The organism is Allomuricauda sp. MMSF_3307 (assembly GCF_030733585.1).
In the GTDB taxonomy this organism is placed as follows: domain Bacteria; phylum Bacteroidota; class Bacteroidia; order Flavobacteriales; family Flavobacteriaceae; genus Flagellimonas.
Map to the genome: position 1 here is coordinate 72032 of NZ_JASHIQ010000007.1, position 18245 is coordinate 90276.

Annotated in this window: 17 protein-coding genes; 4 read left to right on the forward strand and 13 right to left on the reverse strand. The window is 44.0% G+C overall.

Annotated features, from left to right (window positions below; translation table 11 throughout):
- Window positions 1-108: 108 nt before the first annotated feature.
- A complete protein-coding gene (locus RBB12_RS15690) occupies window positions 109-1992 on the forward strand; it encodes a hypothetical protein (protein WP_306014590.1) in 1884 nt (627 codons plus the stop codon).
- A gap of 66 nt (window positions 1993-2058) precedes the next feature.
- Here RBB12_RS15690 and RBB12_RS15695 read toward each other — a convergent pair whose 3' ends face one another.
- The 9 genes from RBB12_RS15695 to recR form a co-directional block, all read right to left on the reverse strand.
- Window positions 2059-2211 (reverse strand): DUF4295 domain-containing protein, encoded by a 153-nt coding sequence (locus RBB12_RS15695; protein WP_179385029.1) that lies wholly within the window; start codon window positions 2209-2211, stop codon window positions 2059-2061.
- 37 nt (window positions 2212-2248) lie between these two features.
- The gene (gene rpmG / locus RBB12_RS15700; RefSeq protein ID WP_100817574.1) at window positions 2249-2431 is read right to left on the reverse strand and encodes a 50S ribosomal protein L33; all 183 of its coding nucleotides are present in this window, start codon (window positions 2429-2431) and stop codon (window positions 2249-2251) included.
- A gap of 28 nt (window positions 2432-2459) precedes the next feature.
- The gene (gene rpmB / locus RBB12_RS15705) at window positions 2460-2687 is read right to left on the reverse strand and encodes a 50S ribosomal protein L28 (RefSeq protein WP_100817573.1); all 228 of its coding nucleotides are present in this window, start codon (window positions 2685-2687) and stop codon (window positions 2460-2462) included.
- Between the two features lie 74 nt (window positions 2688-2761).
- Window positions 2762-4012, reverse strand: coding sequence for a competence/damage-inducible protein A (locus tag RBB12_RS15710; RefSeq protein WP_306014591.1), 1251 nt, complete (start codon window positions 4010-4012; stop codon window positions 2762-2764).
- Window positions 4013-4351, reverse strand: a complete 339-nt coding sequence (locus RBB12_RS15715; protein WP_179385031.1) for an Hpt domain-containing protein — start codon at window positions 4349-4351, stop codon at window positions 4013-4015.
- Complete coding sequence (locus RBB12_RS15720) at window positions 4351-4962, reverse strand: fumarylacetoacetate hydrolase family protein (RefSeq protein ID WP_306014592.1); 612 nt, start codon at window positions 4960-4962, stop codon at window positions 4351-4353. Before RBB12_RS15720 ends, RBB12_RS15715 begins: the two co-directional genes overlap by 1 nt.
- A 30-nt stretch (window positions 4963-4992) precedes the next feature.
- Window positions 4993-5766: a 3'-5' exonuclease gene (locus RBB12_RS15725; protein ID WP_306014593.1), complete on the reverse strand. Its 774-nt coding sequence runs from the start codon at window positions 5764-5766 to the stop codon at window positions 4993-4995.
- A gap of 72 nt (window positions 5767-5838) precedes the next feature.
- Window positions 5839-7200, reverse strand: coding sequence for a dihydrolipoamide acetyltransferase family protein (locus RBB12_RS15730; RefSeq protein WP_306014594.1), 1362 nt, complete (start codon window positions 7198-7200; stop codon window positions 5839-5841).
- A gap of 79 nt (window positions 7201-7279) precedes the next feature.
- Window positions 7280-7900: a recombination mediator RecR gene (gene recR, locus RBB12_RS15735; RefSeq protein ID WP_306014595.1), complete on the reverse strand. Its 621-nt coding sequence runs from the start codon at window positions 7898-7900 to the stop codon at window positions 7280-7282.
- A 76-nt stretch (window positions 7901-7976) separates the two neighbouring features.
- On the opposite strand from recR, the gene RBB12_RS15740 reads away from it, so the two are divergent.
- Window positions 7977-9464: a sodium:solute symporter gene (locus RBB12_RS15740; protein ID WP_179385036.1), complete on the forward strand. Its 1488-nt coding sequence runs from the start codon at window positions 7977-7979 to the stop codon at window positions 9462-9464.
- Here the strand turns inward: RBB12_RS15740 and RBB12_RS15745 are convergent.
- On the reverse strand, window positions 9448-9807 hold the full coding sequence (locus tag RBB12_RS15745; protein WP_293290214.1) for a CoA-binding protein: 360 nt from the start codon (window positions 9805-9807) through the stop codon (window positions 9448-9450). The genes RBB12_RS15740 and RBB12_RS15745 overlap by 17 nt on opposite strands.
- Before the next feature lie 545 nt (window positions 9808-10352).
- A complete protein-coding gene (locus tag RBB12_RS15750) occupies window positions 10353-11363 on the reverse strand; it encodes a 3-oxoacyl-ACP synthase III family protein (RefSeq protein ID WP_306014596.1) in 1011 nt (336 codons plus the stop codon).
- Window positions 11364-11517: 154 nt separating this feature from the next.
- Here RBB12_RS15750 and RBB12_RS15755 point away from each other — a divergent pair, with 154 nt between their 5' ends.
- Window positions 11518-13935, forward strand: coding sequence for a S9 family peptidase (locus RBB12_RS15755; RefSeq protein ID WP_306014597.1), 2418 nt, complete (start codon window positions 11518-11520; stop codon window positions 13933-13935).
- 72 nt (window positions 13936-14007) lie between these two features.
- Here RBB12_RS15755 and RBB12_RS15760 read toward each other — a convergent pair whose 3' ends face one another.
- Window positions 14008-15318 (reverse strand): ABC1 kinase family protein, encoded by a 1311-nt coding sequence (locus tag RBB12_RS15760; protein ID WP_306014598.1) that lies wholly within the window; start codon window positions 15316-15318, stop codon window positions 14008-14010.
- Window positions 15319-15323: 5 nt separating this feature from the next.
- A complete protein-coding gene (locus tag RBB12_RS15765; protein WP_293285586.1) occupies window positions 15324-15980 on the reverse strand; it encodes a TetR family transcriptional regulator C-terminal domain-containing protein in 657 nt (218 codons plus the stop codon).
- Window positions 15981-16311: 331 nt separating this feature from the next.
- Here RBB12_RS15765 and htpG point away from each other — a divergent pair, with 331 nt between their 5' ends.
- The gene (htpG, locus tag RBB12_RS15770; protein ID WP_306014599.1) at window positions 16312-18198 is read left to right on the forward strand and encodes a molecular chaperone HtpG; all 1887 of its coding nucleotides are present in this window, start codon (window positions 16312-16314) and stop codon (window positions 18196-18198) included.
- The last annotated feature ends 47 nt before the right edge of the window (window positions 18199-18245 follow it).

The window sequence follows — 18245 nt, forward strand, 5'->3', positions numbered from 1 at the left end:
CCCAAGAAAAGCAGTGTTTTACCCTGCAAACCCGTTGCTTCACAACAAAAGTTGCACCTAAACCACGATAGCTGACTATTTTTGACCTACCTCAACAACAACCTTTACATGACCAAAAGTCTAAACAAACTATTGTTTATACTATCCATCGCAGTATACTTACCTGTCATGGGGCAGGATACCTTTGCAGATAATTTTAGCACTGTCTCCTACTCCAATAATGATGGCACCCAAAGTTGGTCCACCAATTGGCTGGAATACAACGATAACAATAGCGCATCGAACGGATATATCCGCATCACCGGCGGGGAATTATTTTTCTACTATCTATGGAGTGAGAATATAAGAAGGTCGGCAGATTTAAGTGCTTACACTTCGGCCACCCTGACCTTTGATTGGAGGACTTCGAGTTTAGAGAGTGGAGAGACGCTTTCCATTGAAATTTCGAGCGATGGTTCCTCTTTCACAACATTGGATACGTTCACAGGTAGTCAAACTGGCTCTTTTAGTCAGGATATTTCAGCCTATATGTCGGCCAATACCACCATCCGTTTTATAAAAGGTGGCGGCAACTGGTCCGGAAGTAACGACCGTGCCTACATTGATAACGTATTGATCACGACAACATCTGTCCCATCCACAGACACCGATGGGGACGGCGCCATAGATGTAGTCGATTTGGACGATGATAACGACGGAATCACGGATGAAGAGGAGTATTGCTCCACTATTAGCGCTTCATTTCTAGCTTCCTCCGATGTGGGGGAACGTAACGTGGTGATCAACCATACGGATACCGGTTACTTGCGCATCGATTTTTCTTCCATGGATAATTCCTTTCAATTGGATATTAACGGTACTACCGTGCACCCCTCCATTTTGGAGTTTGAGAATGGTGCACTGGGTCCCGGTGACGAGTACTTTGTTTTCCAATCCGATGGGAGCTTTATTAGTCAACCGTGGGTCGCCAACTCCAACGGCATCCCAAGATTGCGTTTGGTAGTGGACGAATATGGAATGATTAGCCTGTACGGAAGCAGAAATACCTCAGCCACCTCCTTGGAACTCATGGAGGCACAAGGCGGAACTCCGTTCAATACCATAGCCTGGATACCGGGCAACAACAATACCTTCACCTTGACCAACCAACAAGGACCGGGACCAGAGGGCTTCACTGGGGAACTTTTTGCCAGTGCTATCTGCGATACGGATGGTGATGGTATCAGTAATCACCTAGACCTGGACTCGGACAACGATGGATTATTTGACCTGGTGGAATCAGGTGCATTGGAAGAACCCGGGGTCAACGACAACAACAATGATGGTAGAATTGACGGTGCGGTAAGCAGTTCGGGAACGAATGGAATTTATTCAGGGATTGAGGACAACGACACACCCTATGCCCTATTGACTTACACCATTTTTGATTCTGATAGTGATGGCACCTATGATGCCTACACCCTGGATGCTGATGGTGATGGTTGTACCGATGTGGTGGAGTCCGGTTTTACGGATAACAATGATGATGGGCTTTTGGGGCCAAATCCCGTTGCCATAAATTCCGAAGGAATGGTAACCAGTGGCTCGGACGGCTATTCTGCACCAAACGACAATGATTCCAATACGATATTTGATTTTAGGGAAGCGGGAACTGCCCCTACGATTAGCTCGCAACCTGTGGATGTGACCACCTGCCCTGGATGTACCACAAGTATCTCCGCTACGGTGACGGCAGATCAGTACCAATGGCAATTCTACAATGGCAGTTCGTGGGTAAATCTTTCCGATACGGGGATTTACTCCGGTACCTCAACAAATGTATTGACCATTACCAATCCAACCCCGAACGAAAACAGCACCCCTTACCGTCTGGTGGTGAGCAATGATGCGTTTGTATGTGGCACTACAACGAGCAATACGGCCACATTGACCCTACGGGTGAATACCATGATCACCAACAGAAGGGTAACCTATCGCGTCAATAAAAACTAGTTGATATAGACCCAACAAAAAAAGCCGCTAAAAAGCGGCTTTACTATTTTGTACAAGGAAAATTCCTTATTTACTGTTCAACCAGTCATTCACCAACTCGGGCGCCATTACGGACTCCACAAAGGTGTAAGCTCCCGTTTTTGGAGATTTCACCATTTTAATGGCCTTGGTCAATCTTTTGGAGGACGACTGAAGTGTTGCTACTGTTTTCTTTGCCATGGCTTATATTTTTCTGCTTTTTACGTGTAAAAAGCGATTACTTAATTTCTTTATGAACGGTCATACGCTTTAGGATAGGATTGTACTTCTTAATTTCCATCCTATCTGGCGTGTTCTTTTTGTTCTTGGTGGTAATATACCTAGAAGTACCTGGCATACCAGATTCTTTGTGTTCTGTACACTCTAAAATTACCTGAACCCTATTTCCTTTCTTTGCCATTGTATCGTACTTATAATGCTTTTACAACTTACTTTTTGGAATTGATTTCCTTCAAGACAGCAGAGATTCCTTTTTTGTTGATGATTTTCAACCCACGGGCAGATACGTTCAAGGTTACCCAACGGTCTTCCTCGGGAATATAAAATCTCTTCTTGGAGATATTTGCATCGAATCTCCTCTTGGTCTTATTGATAGAAAAGGAAACGTTGTTTCCAAACATCACCTTTTTTCCTGTTACTTCACAAACTTTAGACATCTCCCTAACTATTTGAGTGATTTTATTGAGGCTGCAAATTTATACCTTTTTAACGGGACGTACAAAATTCTTTTTCAGAAATTTAAAATTTCTTTGTACAGCAGCTCAAAAGCCTTGTTCACAGACTTTTCCACTACCCTTTCCCTATGCTTGCCCATCACGAATTTTTGGGCAAAAGTCCGCTTGGGACCACTTATTCCGATGTATACCGTACCCACCTCAACATCGGAGTCACCTTTGGTGGGGCCTGCATTTCCGGTGGTGGCAATGGCAAAATCGGTCCCTAGTTTCTCCTTAACGTTTTGCGCCATGGCGATGGCCACTTGTTCGCTCACAACAGAATGTTCATCGATCAGCGCTTGCGGTACCCCCAACACCTTTATTTTGGCCTCAGTGGCATAGCAAACCAAGCTTCCCTTAAAATAGTGGGACGCTCCCGGGACCTTGGTAATCCGTTCGGCAATGCTTCCGCCGGTAAAACTCTCTGCCGTGGATAGGGTCATTCCCTTATCTTTCAACAATGCACCTATCTGTTTTTCAACACGGCCATCTTCCTCCTCCTCCCCGTAGATGATATCCCCAATCAGCGGATACATTTTCTTGACCTCCTCATCGATTCCTGCCATCAGGGCTTCCTTGTTCTCTCCTTTTGCCGACAAGCGAAGCCGCACACTCCCTAGACTTGGCAAATAGGCAAACTTGATATAGGAGGGCAAGTTATTTTCCCAATCTTCCAGTTTTTCCGCGACGGCACTCTCGCCCAAACCATAGGTCAAAATGGTTCTATGAACAATATGCGGACGCTCGTAATCCTCCACGATTTTGGGCAACACCGATTTGAGCATCAGGTTTTTCATCTCGTAGGGAACCCCGGGAAGGGATACAAAGGCTGTTTCCCCTTTTTTCATCCACAATCCGGGTGCCGTTCCATAGGAATTGTGCAAAACCGTTGCTTTGGAGGGCACCATCGCCTGTTCACGGTTCAGATCGGAAATTGGGGTTGAAATATACTTTCGGAACAGTTCTTCAATATGGTTCAAAACAGACTCGTCCCTGACCAATTTATCATCAAAGAACTCACATAGTGTATGCTTGGTAACATCGTCTTTTGTAGGCCCCAAGCCACCCGTGATAATGACCACCGAAGAACGCTCACCAGCTTCTTGTAAGGATTTTAGGATATGCTCCCTATCATCTTGAATCGAAGTGATTTGATAGACGGAGACTCCTATTTTATTCAGTTCCTTGGCAATAAACGCCGAGTTGGAGTCCACAATCTGCCCGATGAGGATTTCATCCCCAATGGTGATGATCTCGGCTTGCATCTAAAGGTCAAAATCATTTTTAAGCTCGGCAACTACTTGCAGTACATCCCTTTTAAGAATCGGAAATTTTTCCTCTATTTCCGACATACTGCCCGCAGTTTTCCCCAAGGTTTCTATTTCAAGAGCCTTGGCACGTGTCTGTTCCATGCCCAAAATATCTACATTCGGCTTTATCTTGTGGGCCAGTTTGTAAATATTTTCGTAGTCTTTATTGTTGATGGCCTTTTCCAAGCCTTCCAAATCCTCAGGGACTTCTTCCAAAAACACAGAAACAACGGAAACGATGAAATCTTCATCTCCTTCTGCCATTTCATTGATTTTATCGAGGTTGTATATCATTATCTTACATTAATGTCAAAAAGTTGTTCTCCTTCCAAAGTACCGACAAGGTAGTCATTTGGGCTTACTTTACCAACACCGGCAGGCGTTCCGGTAAAAATGATATCGCCCTTTTTCAGCATAAAAAAAGTGGATACGTAGGCGATGATTTCATCTATCTTCCACAACATCAAGGACGTATTTCCATCTTGGACCGTTTCTCCATTTTTTACCAATGAGAAACTGAGGTCATCCATACTTTGAAATTTCTTCTTGGGCACCCAATTGCCCACTACAGCGGCTCCATCAAAACCTTTGGCCTTTTCCCAAGGCAGTCCTTTGGCCTTTAGTTTGGACTGAAGGTCGCGGGCGGTAAAATCGATACCCAAGCCCACCTCATCATAATACTTATGGGCAAATTCCTTGGCAATGTGTTTTCCCACTTTTTTGATTTTCACCAACACCTCCACTTCGTAATGGACATCATTGGAGAATTCAGGGATATAAAAATCCTGCTCTTTGGGCAGTATTGCGGAGTCGGGCTTTATAAAAACCACAGGTTCATCCGGACGCTCATTTTTCAACTCTTCAATATGGTCTACATAATTACGTCCTATACAAATCAGCTTCATAGTGTGTACGGGGGTTAACGCTTGCTTCTTTTAAAACTTGTTGTTGAGCTTGCTCAACTTTATTTGGGTAAGTACTTTTTTGGTGTACAGCGGAAAGTCGGCATTCAAGATCCAACCAAAGTAGCCGGGTTCTTTTTCCATGACCTCATCTACCGTTTTGCCCTTGTGTTTTCCAAAGGAAAATATGGGGTTATTGTCCTCGTCCAATCCAATAAATCCGGCAAAGTCCAAATTTTGCCTTCTGGTGGTGAACTCAGAGAGTTTCTTGATGTCGTTTTCCAGTTCGGGATAGCGTTCCAACTGTGCCAAAAGCACTTCATAGGTTGCCAAGGTGTCCGCTTCGGCACTATGGGCATCCTCCAAGCTTTTGTTGCAATAAAATTGATAGGCCGCCTCCAAGGTGCGCTTTTCCATTTTATGGAAAATGGTCTGCACGTCTACGGATACCATGCTTTTCATATCAAAATCGATATCCGCACGCAGCATTTCTTCCGCCAAAAGTGGAATATCGAACCGGTCGGAATTAAAGCCGGCGAGATCACTGTTCCTGATCATGGCGTAAATTTCCTTTGACAATTGTTTGAAGGTGGGCTCGTTGGCCACTTTTTCATTGGAAATACCATGTATGGCGGTAGATTCCTCCGGAATGGGCATTTCTGGGTTTACCAACCACGTTCTGCTCTCCTTGTTACCGTTCGGATATACCTTTAAGATGGAAATTTCGACTATCCGATCTTTGGCCACATTGGTTCCCGTGGTCTCCAGGTCAAAAAAGCAGATAGGTTTGGTCAATTGTAATTGCATGTTGGGACTTTTAAATGAACATCACTAGGCTTCTAAATTAAGCATAGTGAAAGGAATACGGGTGCTTTTTGGCTATATTTCCCTATTGATGTCCCAAGCTTCCAAATAATCGGCCACTGCTTTTACGAACATTCCGCCCAAAGCACCGTTCACAACCCTATGATCATAACTGTGCGAAAGGTACATTTTACTGCGGATGCCGATATACTCCCCTTGGTCGGTTTCGATGACCGATGGCATTTTTCTTATGGCACCCAAGGCCAAAATACCAACTTGTGGTTGATTGATGATGGGTGTTCCAAAAACGCTGCCAAAGGACCCTACGTTCGTCACCGTGTAAGTACCATCCTTGATTTCATCGGGCTTTAACTGATTGTTTCTGGCCCTATCGGCAAGATTGTTTACCGTTTTGGCCATGCCCACCAAGTTCAATTGGTCGGCATTTTTGATGACGGGCACGATTAAGTTACCATCGGGCAGGGCGGCCGCCATTCCCAAATTGATGTTTTTCTTTTTGATGACCTTGTCCCCATCCAACGATATGTTCATCATCGGATATTTTTTTAGGGCCATGGCCACAGCTTCCATAAAAATCGGAGTAAAGGTCAATTTCTCGCCTTCACGTTGTTGGAAGGCATTTTTGACCTTGTCACGCCATTTGACCACATTGGTCACATCCACTTCCACGAAACTTTGTACGTGCGCCGAAGTGGATACGCTCTCGATCATATGATGGGCAATCAATTTGCCCATACGGCTCAACGGTATGACCTCGTCCCCTGCGCCTACCGTTACTTTGGATTCTTTTGGTTTTTCCGGCGCTGCTTTTGGTTGCTCCGTTGCCACAGGTGTTTCTTTCTTGGCTTCGGGTTGGGGAGCAGTCTGCGCTTTGGGCTGGTTTCCATTGGAACGGCTCTCCAAATAAGCCATAATATCGTTCTTCGTGACCCTTCCTTCCTTACCGGTGCCCGCAATGGCCTCCAACTCGTCCATGGACACGTTTTCTTCCTTGGCTATGTTTTTCACCAAAGGCGAATAAAAACGCTCGGAGCTCGAATAATCCGGCGTTGCTGTGGAAACAGACTCCTTTACACTGGCCATTTGGGCTTCCAGTTCCTGTGCTGGAACGGCTGCTGGCTCCTCCTCGGTCATTTCCTCACCAGAATCATCATCGGTTGTATCATCGACCTCTCCCTCAATCTGGATAACGGCTACAACTTCACCTACTTTTATTACGTCGTCTACATCGAACCGCTTTTCCAACAACACCCCATCCACCTCGCTGGGCACTTCGGAGTCGACCTTATCGGTGGCGATCTCAAAGACGGCCTCATCCATCTCAATGGTATCGCCCACTTCCTTCAACCAATTGGTCAAGGTGGCCTCGGCGACACTTTCTCCCATTTGCGGTAATTTCAATTCAAATTTTGACATATTCGTATTTATCAAAGTGGTTTTGATTTGTATTTTACAAAAATACTAAAGAAATCGACTTATTTTTGATTTATGTTCACTAATTCGCTTTTATCGAACTTTCAAAAGGCACCCTATTGATAATGCTCCTTCCCAAAGTCACTTCATCTGCATATTCCAACTCATCACCCACCGAGATTCCTCTGGCTATGGTGGAGGTGGCGACCTGCAATCCTTCCAATTGTTTATAAATATAAAAATTGGTGGTATCTCCTTCCATGGTTGAGCTTAGCGCCAAAATTAGTTCTTTAACGGTTCCCTCCTTTACTTTTTTTACCAACTGGGCAATGGTAAGGTCTTGCGGACCGACGCCTTCCATCGGGGATATTTTACCGCCCAGTACATGGTATAGGCCGTTATACTGTGAGGTATTCTCAATGGCCATCACGTCTCTAATGTCTTCCACCACACAGACCAAGGTCTCATCACGCTTCGGGTTTGCGCAAATCTCGCAAACTTCGGTATCGGAAATGTTATGGCAGTTTTTGCAAAAATTGACCTCGCCCTTCAATTTTACCAACGCATGGGCCAGCAACTCCGTACGTTCCTCAGGCTGTTTGAGCAGGTGCAGCACCAACCGCAATGCCGTGCGTTTGCCTATTCCGGGCAATTGCGACATCTCGTACACTGCGTTTTCCAATAGCTTCGACGAAAATTCCATAGCATCAATTCTATCACAAAATTACGATTTTACCTTTACCAATTTACTTTCGTACTTTGCAATTCAAATTACCTATATGACAGCTACCCAAATTCTGTTGCTCATAGGCGCCTATTTCTTGGTGCTTATCCTTATCTCTTATTTCACCGGAAAGAACGATTCCAATGCCGATTTTTTTAAGGCGGGCAAGCAATCGCCTTGGTATATCGTCGCTTTTGGTATGGTGGGTGCCTCATTATCGGGGGTGACCTTTATCTCTGTTCCGGGTTGGGTAGGCGATAGTCAATTGACTTACATGCAGGTGGTTCTCGGATATCTATTTGGGTATTTTGTGGTGGCGTTTTTGTTATTGCCCTTGTATTACAAATTGAATCTCACCTCGATATACGAGTATTTGTTGGACCGCTTCGGAAAGGTCAGCCATAGGACCGGAGCCTTTTTCTTTTTTGTTTCGAGGGTGTTGGGTGCTGCGTTTCGATTGTATTTGGTAGCCATAGTGCTTCAGCAGTTTGTGTTCGATGACCTAGGAGTCCGTTTTGAATTTACCGTGGTCATTTCCATTTTATTGATTTGGCTCTACACCAACAAAGGTGGTATCAAAACCATTGTTTGGACCGATACCTTGCAAACACTCTTTATGATTGTGGCCGTCATCCTTTCCATAGTGATGATCAACCAAGAATTAGGGTGGAGTTTTGGGGAGTTCCTAGCTTCGGATGCGCTAAAAAACTATGATGATTTTTTAGTGACCGATAGTTTTCTGGACAAAAGCTACTTTATCAAGTCCTTTGTGGGCGGGATGTTTGTTACGATTTGCATGACTGGTTTGGACCAAGATATGATGCAAAAAAACCTAACCTGTAAATCCTTGAAAGATGCACAGAAAAATATGGTCTCCTTCAGTTTTGTACTGGTCGGAGTCACCTTTTTGTTCATGCTTTTGGGCGCTTTACTTTACATTTATGCGAATAGGGATGGAATCGCGATTCCGTTGATGGATGGAACACCCAAAACGGACCTCCTTTTCCCTGAGATCGCCTTGAACGGGGATTTGGGGCTGGCTTTGTCCGTAACCTTCATGCTAGGCCTTATCGCCGCGGCATACAGCAGTGCGGATAGCGCTTTGACCTCGCTCACTACCTCCTTTTGTGTCGATTTTTTGAACGTTCAGGAAAAAGAGGAAAAGGAGCAGAAACGAATCAGGAAGCGCACCCATGTGCTCATGAGCGTTGCCTTGGTGATCGTTATCATCGCTTTCAAGTACATTCTTAGCAGCAATGTCATCGACAGTTTGCTTACCGTTGCCGGATACACCTACGGCCCCTTATTGGGACTCTTTGCCTTTGGTATTTTTACCAAGCACCAAATCAAGGACAGTTATGTTTGGATTGTAGCACTTGCATCCGTGTTGACCATTATTTTGATCGCCAATGTGCCCGTAGCATATTTGGGTGGTTATCAAGTTGGCTATGAATTGTTACCGCTCAACGGATTGTTGACATTCATCGGGCTTTGGCTGATACGAACCAAAAAATCGGTCCCTACCACTAGTACTGTCCGGTAGCCAATAACACCAAAGTACAGGCCACCTCCACCTCTACTCCCTCTGCTTCAAGGAGTTTGTAGAATTCTGGATTCTCGGTACCGGGGTTAAAAATGACCCGTCGTGGTTTTAAATCCAATATTTGCTGATAGTAGGGTTCTTGATTTTTTGGATTTAAATATAAAGTTACCGTATCAATATTTTGAAATTCATCCAAGTTGTGTTTAATTTGCACTTCTGATACAGTTCCCCCACGTATCCCAAATGCGGTCGTCTCAATATTGTGTTCGACCAACCTACGTATAGCTATGTTACTGTATCTTCCCGGGTTTGTAGAAGCCCCTACAACAAGTGTTTTTGACATTTGTTAATTTTAGTGTTAAACTTAGAATTGACTGTAACTTTTGCATGCAAAAGTCGTCTTTTATTCATAACTTATTGTCATTGGTAAGACTGTATTTTTATAGTTAATGGTTAGTGTTTAGTATAGCTTATCAATGTTTAACCCCGGCTTTTGGCCGGGGTTTCTTCTTTTATGACCTGTTTTATTGGTCATCTGAATACATCACTCCTTACAAGCTTGTCTTGACCTCATCGGTGTCATTAAAGAATGTTAAAATGGCCCGAAGCTGTAACATTCCATCCTAAAGTGCGTCTATATAGTGTCATCAATCATCGATCAAAAAACGAACGGCTCATGCAAAGTTTCTTTCTCCTAAGCATCTTCCAGATGTTTATTTTCCAAAAAACATACAACCTATTCACCAAGATGATGGATTGGCGAGCATAATATCAGTTAAACATTGATGCCTCATATTCGAGTGTTGGTTGGTTATCTTGTGGGGGCATTAATCAAAAACCCCGATCTTTTCAGATCGGGGTTTTACTTTTATAAATGGTTTGGCGAACCTACCAGCGAATAATCGCACTGCCCCAGGTAAAGCCACTGCCAAAGGCGGCAAGCACCACCAAATCTCCCTCTTTTATTTTGCCGGCCTCCCAGGCCTCTGTCAAGGCGATAGGTATCGAGGCAGCAGTCGTATTTCCATATTTCATGATATTGTTGAAGACTTGATCGTCCTTCAAGCGAAACTTATTCTGAATAAATTGGGAAATCCGCAGGTTGGCTTGGTGGGGTATCAGCATATCGATGTCTGCCGGGGTCAAATTATTCTTGGTGAGCCCTTCCATAATGACCTCGCTAAAACGCACAACTGCATTTTTAAACACGAACTGGCCATTCATGTGTGGATAATAAGAAGTATCGTCAGGGTCATTGTCCTCAATAATATCCAGCACCCAACGTTTGCCCATTCCAGGGGCTATCAACGAAAGTTCTTCGGCATGTTGCCCTTCGGAATGCAAATGGGTGCTCAAAATTCCTTTGGAGGTATCCTCTTCACGGGTCAGCACCGCAGCTCCGGCGCCATCTCCGAAAATTACGGAAACACCCCTACCCCGTGTGGTCATGTCCAATCCTCGAGAGTGCAGTTCAGAACCAATTACCAATACGTTCTTGTACATACCGCTTTTGATATACTGGTCGGCCACGGAAATTCCGTACACAAAGCCAGAACATTGGTTTCGGACATCCAGCGCACCTACTGTACGCTTCAATTGGAGGTCCCGTTGCACCAACACGCCCGGACCGGGAAAATAATAATCGGGACTCAAGGTGGCAAAAACGATAAAATCGATTTCATCCTTATCGATGCCCGCTCGCTCAATGGCCTTTTTAGCGGCTTCAACCCCCATGGAGGTCGTGGTTTCGGTATCTTTTATAACATGGCGCCGCTCTTTGATTCCCGTCCGCTCTTGAATCCACTCATCATTCGTGTCCATCACTTTCGATAAATCATCGTTAGTGACCACATTTTCAGGGACGTAAAACCCTAATCCAGCAATCTTGGAATTGTACATTTATTATAATTTTTAAAGAAAAATGATAGTTACAATTTGAAAATTAATAAATATTCCCTCTAAATATTCATTATTCCGCCAAAATAATACTTTTTAAAAGTTGTATTTTTAAAAACTTGAAAATCTTAACGCAATTAATTACTAAATCAGAATTATGAAAAATTATCTCTGGGTATTTTGGGCACTGCTCTCCATTGGCTTTGTCCATGCACAGGAAAAACTAACGTATCAAAAGCCTTCCGAAGAAATACTGGAACTGGTGAACGCACCTCTGGCCCCTAGTGTTCTTATTAACGATGAGGGCAACTACATGGTGTTGCTCTACAGGGACTACTATAAAACCATTGCCGAATTATCAGAAACCGAGCTGCGTTTGGCCGGTCTTCGCATCAACCCAAAGACCAACATTGGGAGCCGAACCAACTATTATAATAATGTCATCGTCAAAAAGATCGGTGACAACGAAGGTGCTCAGGTAAAGGGGCTACCTGAAAATCCAAGGCTGGCCAACTTCAATTGGTCACCCGACCAATCCAAAATAGCATTTACCAATACCACTACCGAAGGTGTGGAGGTGATGGTTCTCGATTTGAAATCGGCAACGGCAACGGCCATTACCGAAACCAATGTGAATGCGAACATGAGGGACATTATCAATTGGTTCAAGGATGGAGAATCCGTTTTGGTAAAAATGCTGCCCGAGGATAGAAAACCGCTGATCAACACCGATGAAGCCGTTCCAGATGGACCTACCATCTCCACCAACGATGGTAAAAAGGCACAGAACAGGACCTATCAGGATTTGTTGAAAAACCCAAATGATGAGTTCAACTTTGAGCAATTGGCCCGATCTGAACTCTACAAAGTTCAAATGGACGGTACCAAGACGAAGTGGAAAGATGCCGACCTGTATACCAGCATCAGTTTTTCACCGGATGGTGAATATGTGATGACCGTAACCTTGGACAAACCTTTCTCGTATTTGGTTCCTTACTACAGATTCCCCAATACCACAACTGTCTACAAAAAGGACGGCACCAAGGTGAAAACGCTTCTGCAGGTTCCGCTTATCGAAGATTTGCCCCAAGGGTTTATGGCCACACGAACAGGCATGCGGGACATTAGCTGGAGAAACGACAAACCGGCAACCTTGACCTATGTGGAAGCCTTGGATGGGGGCGACCCTGAAAATGAAGTTCCGTATCGCGACGAAGTTTTTGAGATAGAGGTACCTTTTGATGGTGAAGGAAAATCCATCCTTAAAACCAAAAACCGATTTAGCTACATCCAATGGGGCAATGATAATGTTGCTATTGCCCACGACCGCTGGTGGAACAACAGAAATACAAAAACGTATCTGTTCAACCCCTCAAATCCTGATGCGGAAGCAAAAATCATTGAGGACAGGAACTACCAAGATGTGTACAGCAACCCGGGAAGCTTCGTCACCAAAAGAAATGAGAACGGCGCTTGGGTGTTGTCCTTGGACAAAAACAACAACGCCTATCTTATAGGTGATGGATATACCGAGGAAGGACAGTTTCCGTTCGTTGAAAAAATGGATTTGAACAGCTTGAAGAAAACAAGGCTGTACACCTCAAAACTGGAGGGGAAATTGGAAAATTTGATTGAGTACGACCCCGAAAAAGACCAATTATTGATACGTATCGAATCGGCCAATGAATATCCCAATTACTATTATAAAAGTTTGATCAAGAGACGTGGACCAATACAGTTGACCGATTTTGATAATCCATACAAGAGTATCCAAAACGTACACAAGGAGGTGATTACCTATAAAAGGGACGATGGATTGGAACTTTCCGGAACCCTTTATCTTCCCGTAGGCTACGATATGGAGAAAAAAGAAAAGATGCCCATGATCCTATGGGCCTATCCAAGGGAGTACAAGGACAAGAACAGTGCTTCGCAGAATACTTCAAACCCCAACGAGTTCACCTATCCCTATTGGGGTTCGCCCATCTACTGGGTCACCAAAGGATACGTGGTGCTCGATGGAGCGGCTTTCCCGATCATTGGGGAGGGAGATGAACAACCCAACGATACCTTTAGGAGCCAGTTGGTGGCCAATGCCAAAGCGGCCATTGATGCGGTTGACGAACTAGGCTATATTGACAGGGACCGTATTGCCGTGGGAGGTCACAGTTATGGCGCCTTTATGGTGGCCAACCTACTTTCGCATTCCGATCTATTTGCCGCAGGAATCGCCCGTAGCGGTGCTTACAATAGAACTTTGACCCCTTTTGGTTTCCAAAGTGAAGAAAGAAACTACTGGGAAGCACCCGAGGTGTACTATACCATGTCGCCCTTTATGCATGCCGATAAGATGAAAACTCCACTGTTGTTGATCCATGGGCAAGCGGACAACAACTCGGGAACCTATCCCATGCAAAGTGAACGTTATTTTAACGCGCTCAAAGGATTGGGGGCTACCGTTCGTTTGGTGATGCTGCCAAAAGAAAGCCACGGATACCGCGGCAAGGAAAGTATACTCCACATGCTTTGGGAACAAGACCAATGGCTGGAAAAATATGTGAAGCAAAAGAAATAATTGAGTTACAGCCGTAAAACAAAAAACCTGTTGGAATGTCCAACAGGTTTTTTTTATAAACCACAATAATCATCAATCCATATACTTTTCAAAGGAATTCACCTCCACATGGGCCTTTAGGTCATGCAATAGGTTATAGAGTCCGAAAAAAGTACGGTTGATGTACAAAAAGTGTTTGGAACCGCGGTTCCCATTCATCTTGCGTATTTGTTCATCCTTGGAGTACCGCTCGCTTAAATTGGCAATCTGGGACCAGAATCCCTCATCGCCGAAATCGAAGGTTTCCTTATGGAAGGGAGAAGTAAAAATGGTCAACATTTCTTTAAAAAGAGCCTTGAAAAATTGCAGCTCCTTCTCCGAATCGGTCGGTGTTAAAATTTCCAGTTCATACAGCTTCTCCATGAATACCTCATCGTTGTTGATGTTTTCTGGCTTGGCCAGCTCAAAATAAGGCACATAAAATTCTTCTGGTATTGCTTTGATACAGCCAAAATCGATGGCAATCAACTCCCCTGCCCCGCTGACCAAAAAATTACCTGGATGTGGGTCGGCGTGCACCCTTCTCAACGCATGGATTTGGAACATATAAAAGTCCCAGAGGGCCTGACCGAGCTTGTTCCCCAATTCGTAATCAAAATCGGTTTTGGTAAATTCGCCCAAATGCTTGCCTTCCATCCAATCCATCGTCAAAATCCGTTCGCTGGAAAGGTCACGGTAGTATTTGGGAAACCTCATATTGGGAATTACGGAACAGGCGTTGGTGATCTCATCACTCTGTTCCAGCTCCAAGATGTAATTGGTCTCCTCTACCAATTTATGTTCTACTTCCTTAAAGTATTTTTCAGAATCCTTTCCTTTTAGGTTGAACATTTTGATGGCCACAGGCTTGACCAAGGCCAAATCGCTGCTAATGCTTTCCGCCACACCGGGATATTGGATTTTTACGGCCAACTTTCTTCCGTCCTTTTCGGCACGGTGCACTTGGCCTATGCTTGCTGCATTAACGGAATCCTTTTCGAACTGATCAAAGACATCCTCGGGATATTTGCCCAAGTACTTCTTAAAGGTTTTGCGCACAAGCGGTGCCGACAAGGGAGGTACCGAAAACTGGGAGAGCGAAAACTTTTCCACGTAGGCCCGTGGTAAAAGGTTTTTCTCCATGCTGAGCATTTGCGCAACCTTTAGGGCGCTTCCTTTTAAGCTTTTTAGCCCATCGTAAATATCTTCGGCATTGTCTTGGTCCAAAGTATCCTTCGAGGTCTTTGGGTCCACCAATTTTTTGCCGTAGTATTTTACGTAGTTGCCGCCTATTTTAACACCTGTTTTCACAAGCTTACCGGCCCGCTCAATCTTGCCGGTGGGAATGGTATCCAGACTTTTCATGGGCCTTATGCGAATTTCTCCTTGTACAGGAATTTTCCAAAGTCCACGATTTTTTCCAAAGGTGTACTTTCAAATATTTGAAATATAGTAGTTACCGATTTCTCAATGGCAATATCCGTTTTTTCCAGTCCGGGCGAGCCATCCTCCATCCAAAACTTTAAGATGAACAAAAATTGCAACCAAGCGCCTTCCGAGAAAAGTGGTGCGTTGTATCTAAAGATTTTCAGGTTCTTTTCCTCATTGCGTTCCTCGATCAGGGTAGATGCGAAATCCTTGAACTTTTTTCGTAGCCCTTTCAATTGCACCAAGCCTTCCATGGAATGCTTGTGTTCGTTCATAATGAACAACACATAACTTCTGTTGAGGGTCAAATTTTCGAAGAAGGTAAAGAAAAAGGTAAGCATCTTTTCCTCATTGGTCATCGACTCATAATCCTTGTTCTTTTGCATCACGCCATAACTATTATCGAAGAATTTGGTCCAGATGGACTTCTGAAGCGTGTCAAACGAACCAAAAAAGCCGTAGAACTCCTCTTCGGTTATTTTGTTTTCCTTGCAAAATTTGAATACCGAGCTTGGCACCTTTTCATGCTCCAATACGGACTCCATGAACAGGCTTATAATTTTATCCTCGGTGATTTTGGATTTTGATGTATTTGCCATTGTGGTATTTTTTATGGATTACTAATGTCGTGGTGTAGTCTTGCTTACAAAATTAAGCTTTTAAAGAAAATGCACTTCCGAGCGAAAGTGCATTTTCACAACCTAACCAATAAATAAACAAACTTGTTATAGTATTACTGTTTCATAGCAATTTTCCCATAACGATGTAAAGATACTCATTATGTTTAATCTTTTTGAAAAATAAATAAACAAAATTTTGTTAAAACTGTCCATTGAGCTGTCAGCCCCTGTAAAATGCCAGTTTGTCAGATTTTGAGATCTGGTATTTTTTTTGTCCAAAGAGGATTAAAGATTTAAAACGATAAGAAAAATGGCTACAGGTAAAATCAATGTTTCAGTTGAGAACATTTTTCCCTTGATCAAAAAATTTCTGTACAGTGACCACGAAATTTTCTTGAGGGAGCTTATTTCCAATGCTACTGATGCAACCTTAAAACTAAAGCACCTTACCTCCATTGGGGAGGCGAAGGTTGATTATGGAAACCCGATCATTGAAGTGAAGGTGGACAAAGACAATAAGCGCATCCATATCTTGGACCAAGGTATTGGTATGACCGAGGAGGAGGTAAAAAAATACATTAACGAAGTGGCCTTTTCCGGTGCCGAGGAATTTTTGGACAAATACAAGGATGCTGGAAAGGATGCGGGCATTATCGGACATTTTGGCCTTGGTTTCTACTCGGCATTTATGGTCGCCGAAAAAGTGGAGATCATTACAAAAAGCCACAAGGATGAGCCAGCTGTGCACTGGATTTGCGATGGTTCGCCCGAATTCACCATTGAGCCCAGCGACAAAACAGAGCGAGGTACCGAAATCATCCTTCACGTTGCAGAGGACTCTACCGAGTTTTTGGAAAATTCCAGAATTCGCCAACTGTTGGTCAAGTACAACAAGTTTATGCCCATACCGATTAAGTTTGGGACCAGAAAGGAAACCCTTCCCAAACCAGAGGGCGCCAAAGAGGACGAACCGGCCCCGACCAAGGAAGTGGATGACATCATCAACAACCCTGAACCAGCTTGGACCAAGCAACCCACGGATTTAGAGGATGAGGATTACAAGAATTTCTACCGTGAGCTCTACCCCATGCAGTTCGAAGAGCCGTTGTTCCATATTCACTTGAACGTGGATTATCCGTTCAACCTGACAGGAATCTTGTACTTCCCTAAACTTACCAATGACCTCAACATTCAAAAGGATAGGATACAACTCTACCAGAACCAAGTATTCGTTACCGATAATGTAGAAGGGATTGTTCCAGAGTTCTTGACCATGTTGAAAGGGGTCATTGACTCTCCTGATATTCCATTGAACGTTTCCAGATCGTATTTGCAGGCAGATGGTGCCGTTAAGAAGATTTCTTCCTACATCACCCGAAAGGTGGCGGATAAGTTGACATCCCTCTTCAAGAACAATCGTGAAGATTTTGAAAAGAAATGGAACGACATTAAGGTGGTCATTGAATACGGTATGCTTTCCGAGGACAAATTCTTTGAAAAGGCTGACAAGTTCGCCCTTTATCCAACCATTGATGGTGATTTTTACACCTTTGAAGAGCTGGAGGCCAAGATCAAGGATAATCAAACCGATAAGGATGATAAGCTGGTGATTTTATATGCTTCTGATAAAGAGGCACAGCACAGCTATATCGAAGCGGCCAAAAAGAAAGGATACGAGGTCCTTTTGTTGGATTCGCCCATTGTTCCGCATCTGATGCAGAAATTGGAGACCAGCAAGGAGAACCTATCCTTTGTGCGCGTGGATGCCGACCATGTGGATAACCTCATCAAAAAAGAGGACACTACCATTTCCAAGCTGTCCGATGAAGAAAAAGAGAAACTAAAAAAGGAAATCGAAGAAGTGACCAAGGAGAAAGGGTATACCATTCAAATGGAGGCCATGGAAAGCAGTGCTTCCCCCTTTATCATCACCGAGCCAGAGTTTATGCGCCGGATGAAAGAGATGCAGCGCACTGGAGGCGGGGGCATGTTCGGCATGGGCAATATGCCCGATATGTACAACCTTATCGTGAACACCAATCACGAACTGGTGAGCGAAATATTGAACACCAAAACAGCCAAAAAGCGGGAAAGATTGATCAACCAATCCTTGGATCTGGCACGACTATCCAAAGGATTATTGAAAGGTGAGGAACTCACCAACTTTATCTCCCGCAGCTATGAGATGATCAAATAATTTGGATTTGCACTATAATCAACAACGCAAAGCCGCTCTTTTGGAGC

Bases quoted from the DNA above. Each gene is read 5' to 3' on its own strand.
- RBB12_RS15690 (WP_306014590.1), top strand. From the start codon at position 109: ATGACCAAAAGTCTAAACAAACTATTGTTTATACTATCCATCGCAGTA.
- RBB12_RS15695 (WP_179385029.1), bottom strand. From the start codon at position 2,211: ATGGCAAAGAAAACAGTAGCAACACTTCAGTCGTCCTCCAAAAGATTG.
- rpmG (WP_100817574.1), bottom strand. From the start codon at position 2,431: ATGGCAAAGAAAGGAAATAGGGTTCAGGTAATTTTAGAGTGTACAGAA.
- rpmB (WP_100817573.1), bottom strand. From the start codon at position 2,687: ATGTCTAAAGTTTGTGAAGTAACAGGAAAAAAGGTGATGTTTGGAAAC.
- RBB12_RS15710 (WP_306014591.1), bottom strand. From the start codon at position 4,012: ATGCAAGCCGAGATCATCACCATTGGGGATGAAATCCTCATCGGGCAG.
- RBB12_RS15715 (WP_179385031.1), bottom strand. From the start codon at position 4,351: ATGATATACAACCTCGATAAAATCAATGAAATGGCAGAAGGAGATGAA.
- RBB12_RS15720 (WP_306014592.1), bottom strand. From the start codon at position 4,962: ATGAAGCTGATTTGTATAGGACGTAATTATGTAGACCATATTGAAGAG.
- RBB12_RS15725 (WP_306014593.1), bottom strand. From the start codon at position 5,766: ATGCAATTACAATTGACCAAACCTATCTGCTTTTTTGACCTGGAGACC.
- RBB12_RS15730 (WP_306014594.1), bottom strand. From the start codon at position 7,200: ATGTCAAAATTTGAATTGAAATTACCGCAAATGGGAGAAAGTGTCGCC.
- recR (WP_306014595.1), bottom strand. From the start codon at position 7,900: ATGGAATTTTCGTCGAAGCTATTGGAAAACGCAGTGTACGAGATGTCG.
- RBB12_RS15740 (WP_179385036.1), top strand. From the start codon at position 7,977: ATGACAGCTACCCAAATTCTGTTGCTCATAGGCGCCTATTTCTTGGTG.
- RBB12_RS15745 (WP_293290214.1), bottom strand. From the start codon at position 9,807: ATGTCAAAAACACTTGTTGTAGGGGCTTCTACAAACCCGGGAAGATAC.
- RBB12_RS15750 (WP_306014596.1), bottom strand. From the start codon at position 11,363: ATGTACAATTCCAAGATTGCTGGATTAGGGTTTTACGTCCCTGAAAAT.
- RBB12_RS15755 (WP_306014597.1), top strand. From the start codon at position 11,518: ATGAAAAATTATCTCTGGGTATTTTGGGCACTGCTCTCCATTGGCTTT.
- RBB12_RS15760 (WP_306014598.1), bottom strand. From the start codon at position 15,318: ATGAAAAGTCTGGATACCATTCCCACCGGCAAGATTGAGCGGGCCGGT.
- RBB12_RS15765 (WP_293285586.1), bottom strand. From the start codon at position 15,980: ATGGCAAATACATCAAAATCCAAAATCACCGAGGATAAAATTATAAGC.
- htpG (WP_306014599.1), top strand. From the start codon at position 16,312: ATGGCTACAGGTAAAATCAATGTTTCAGTTGAGAACATTTTTCCCTTG.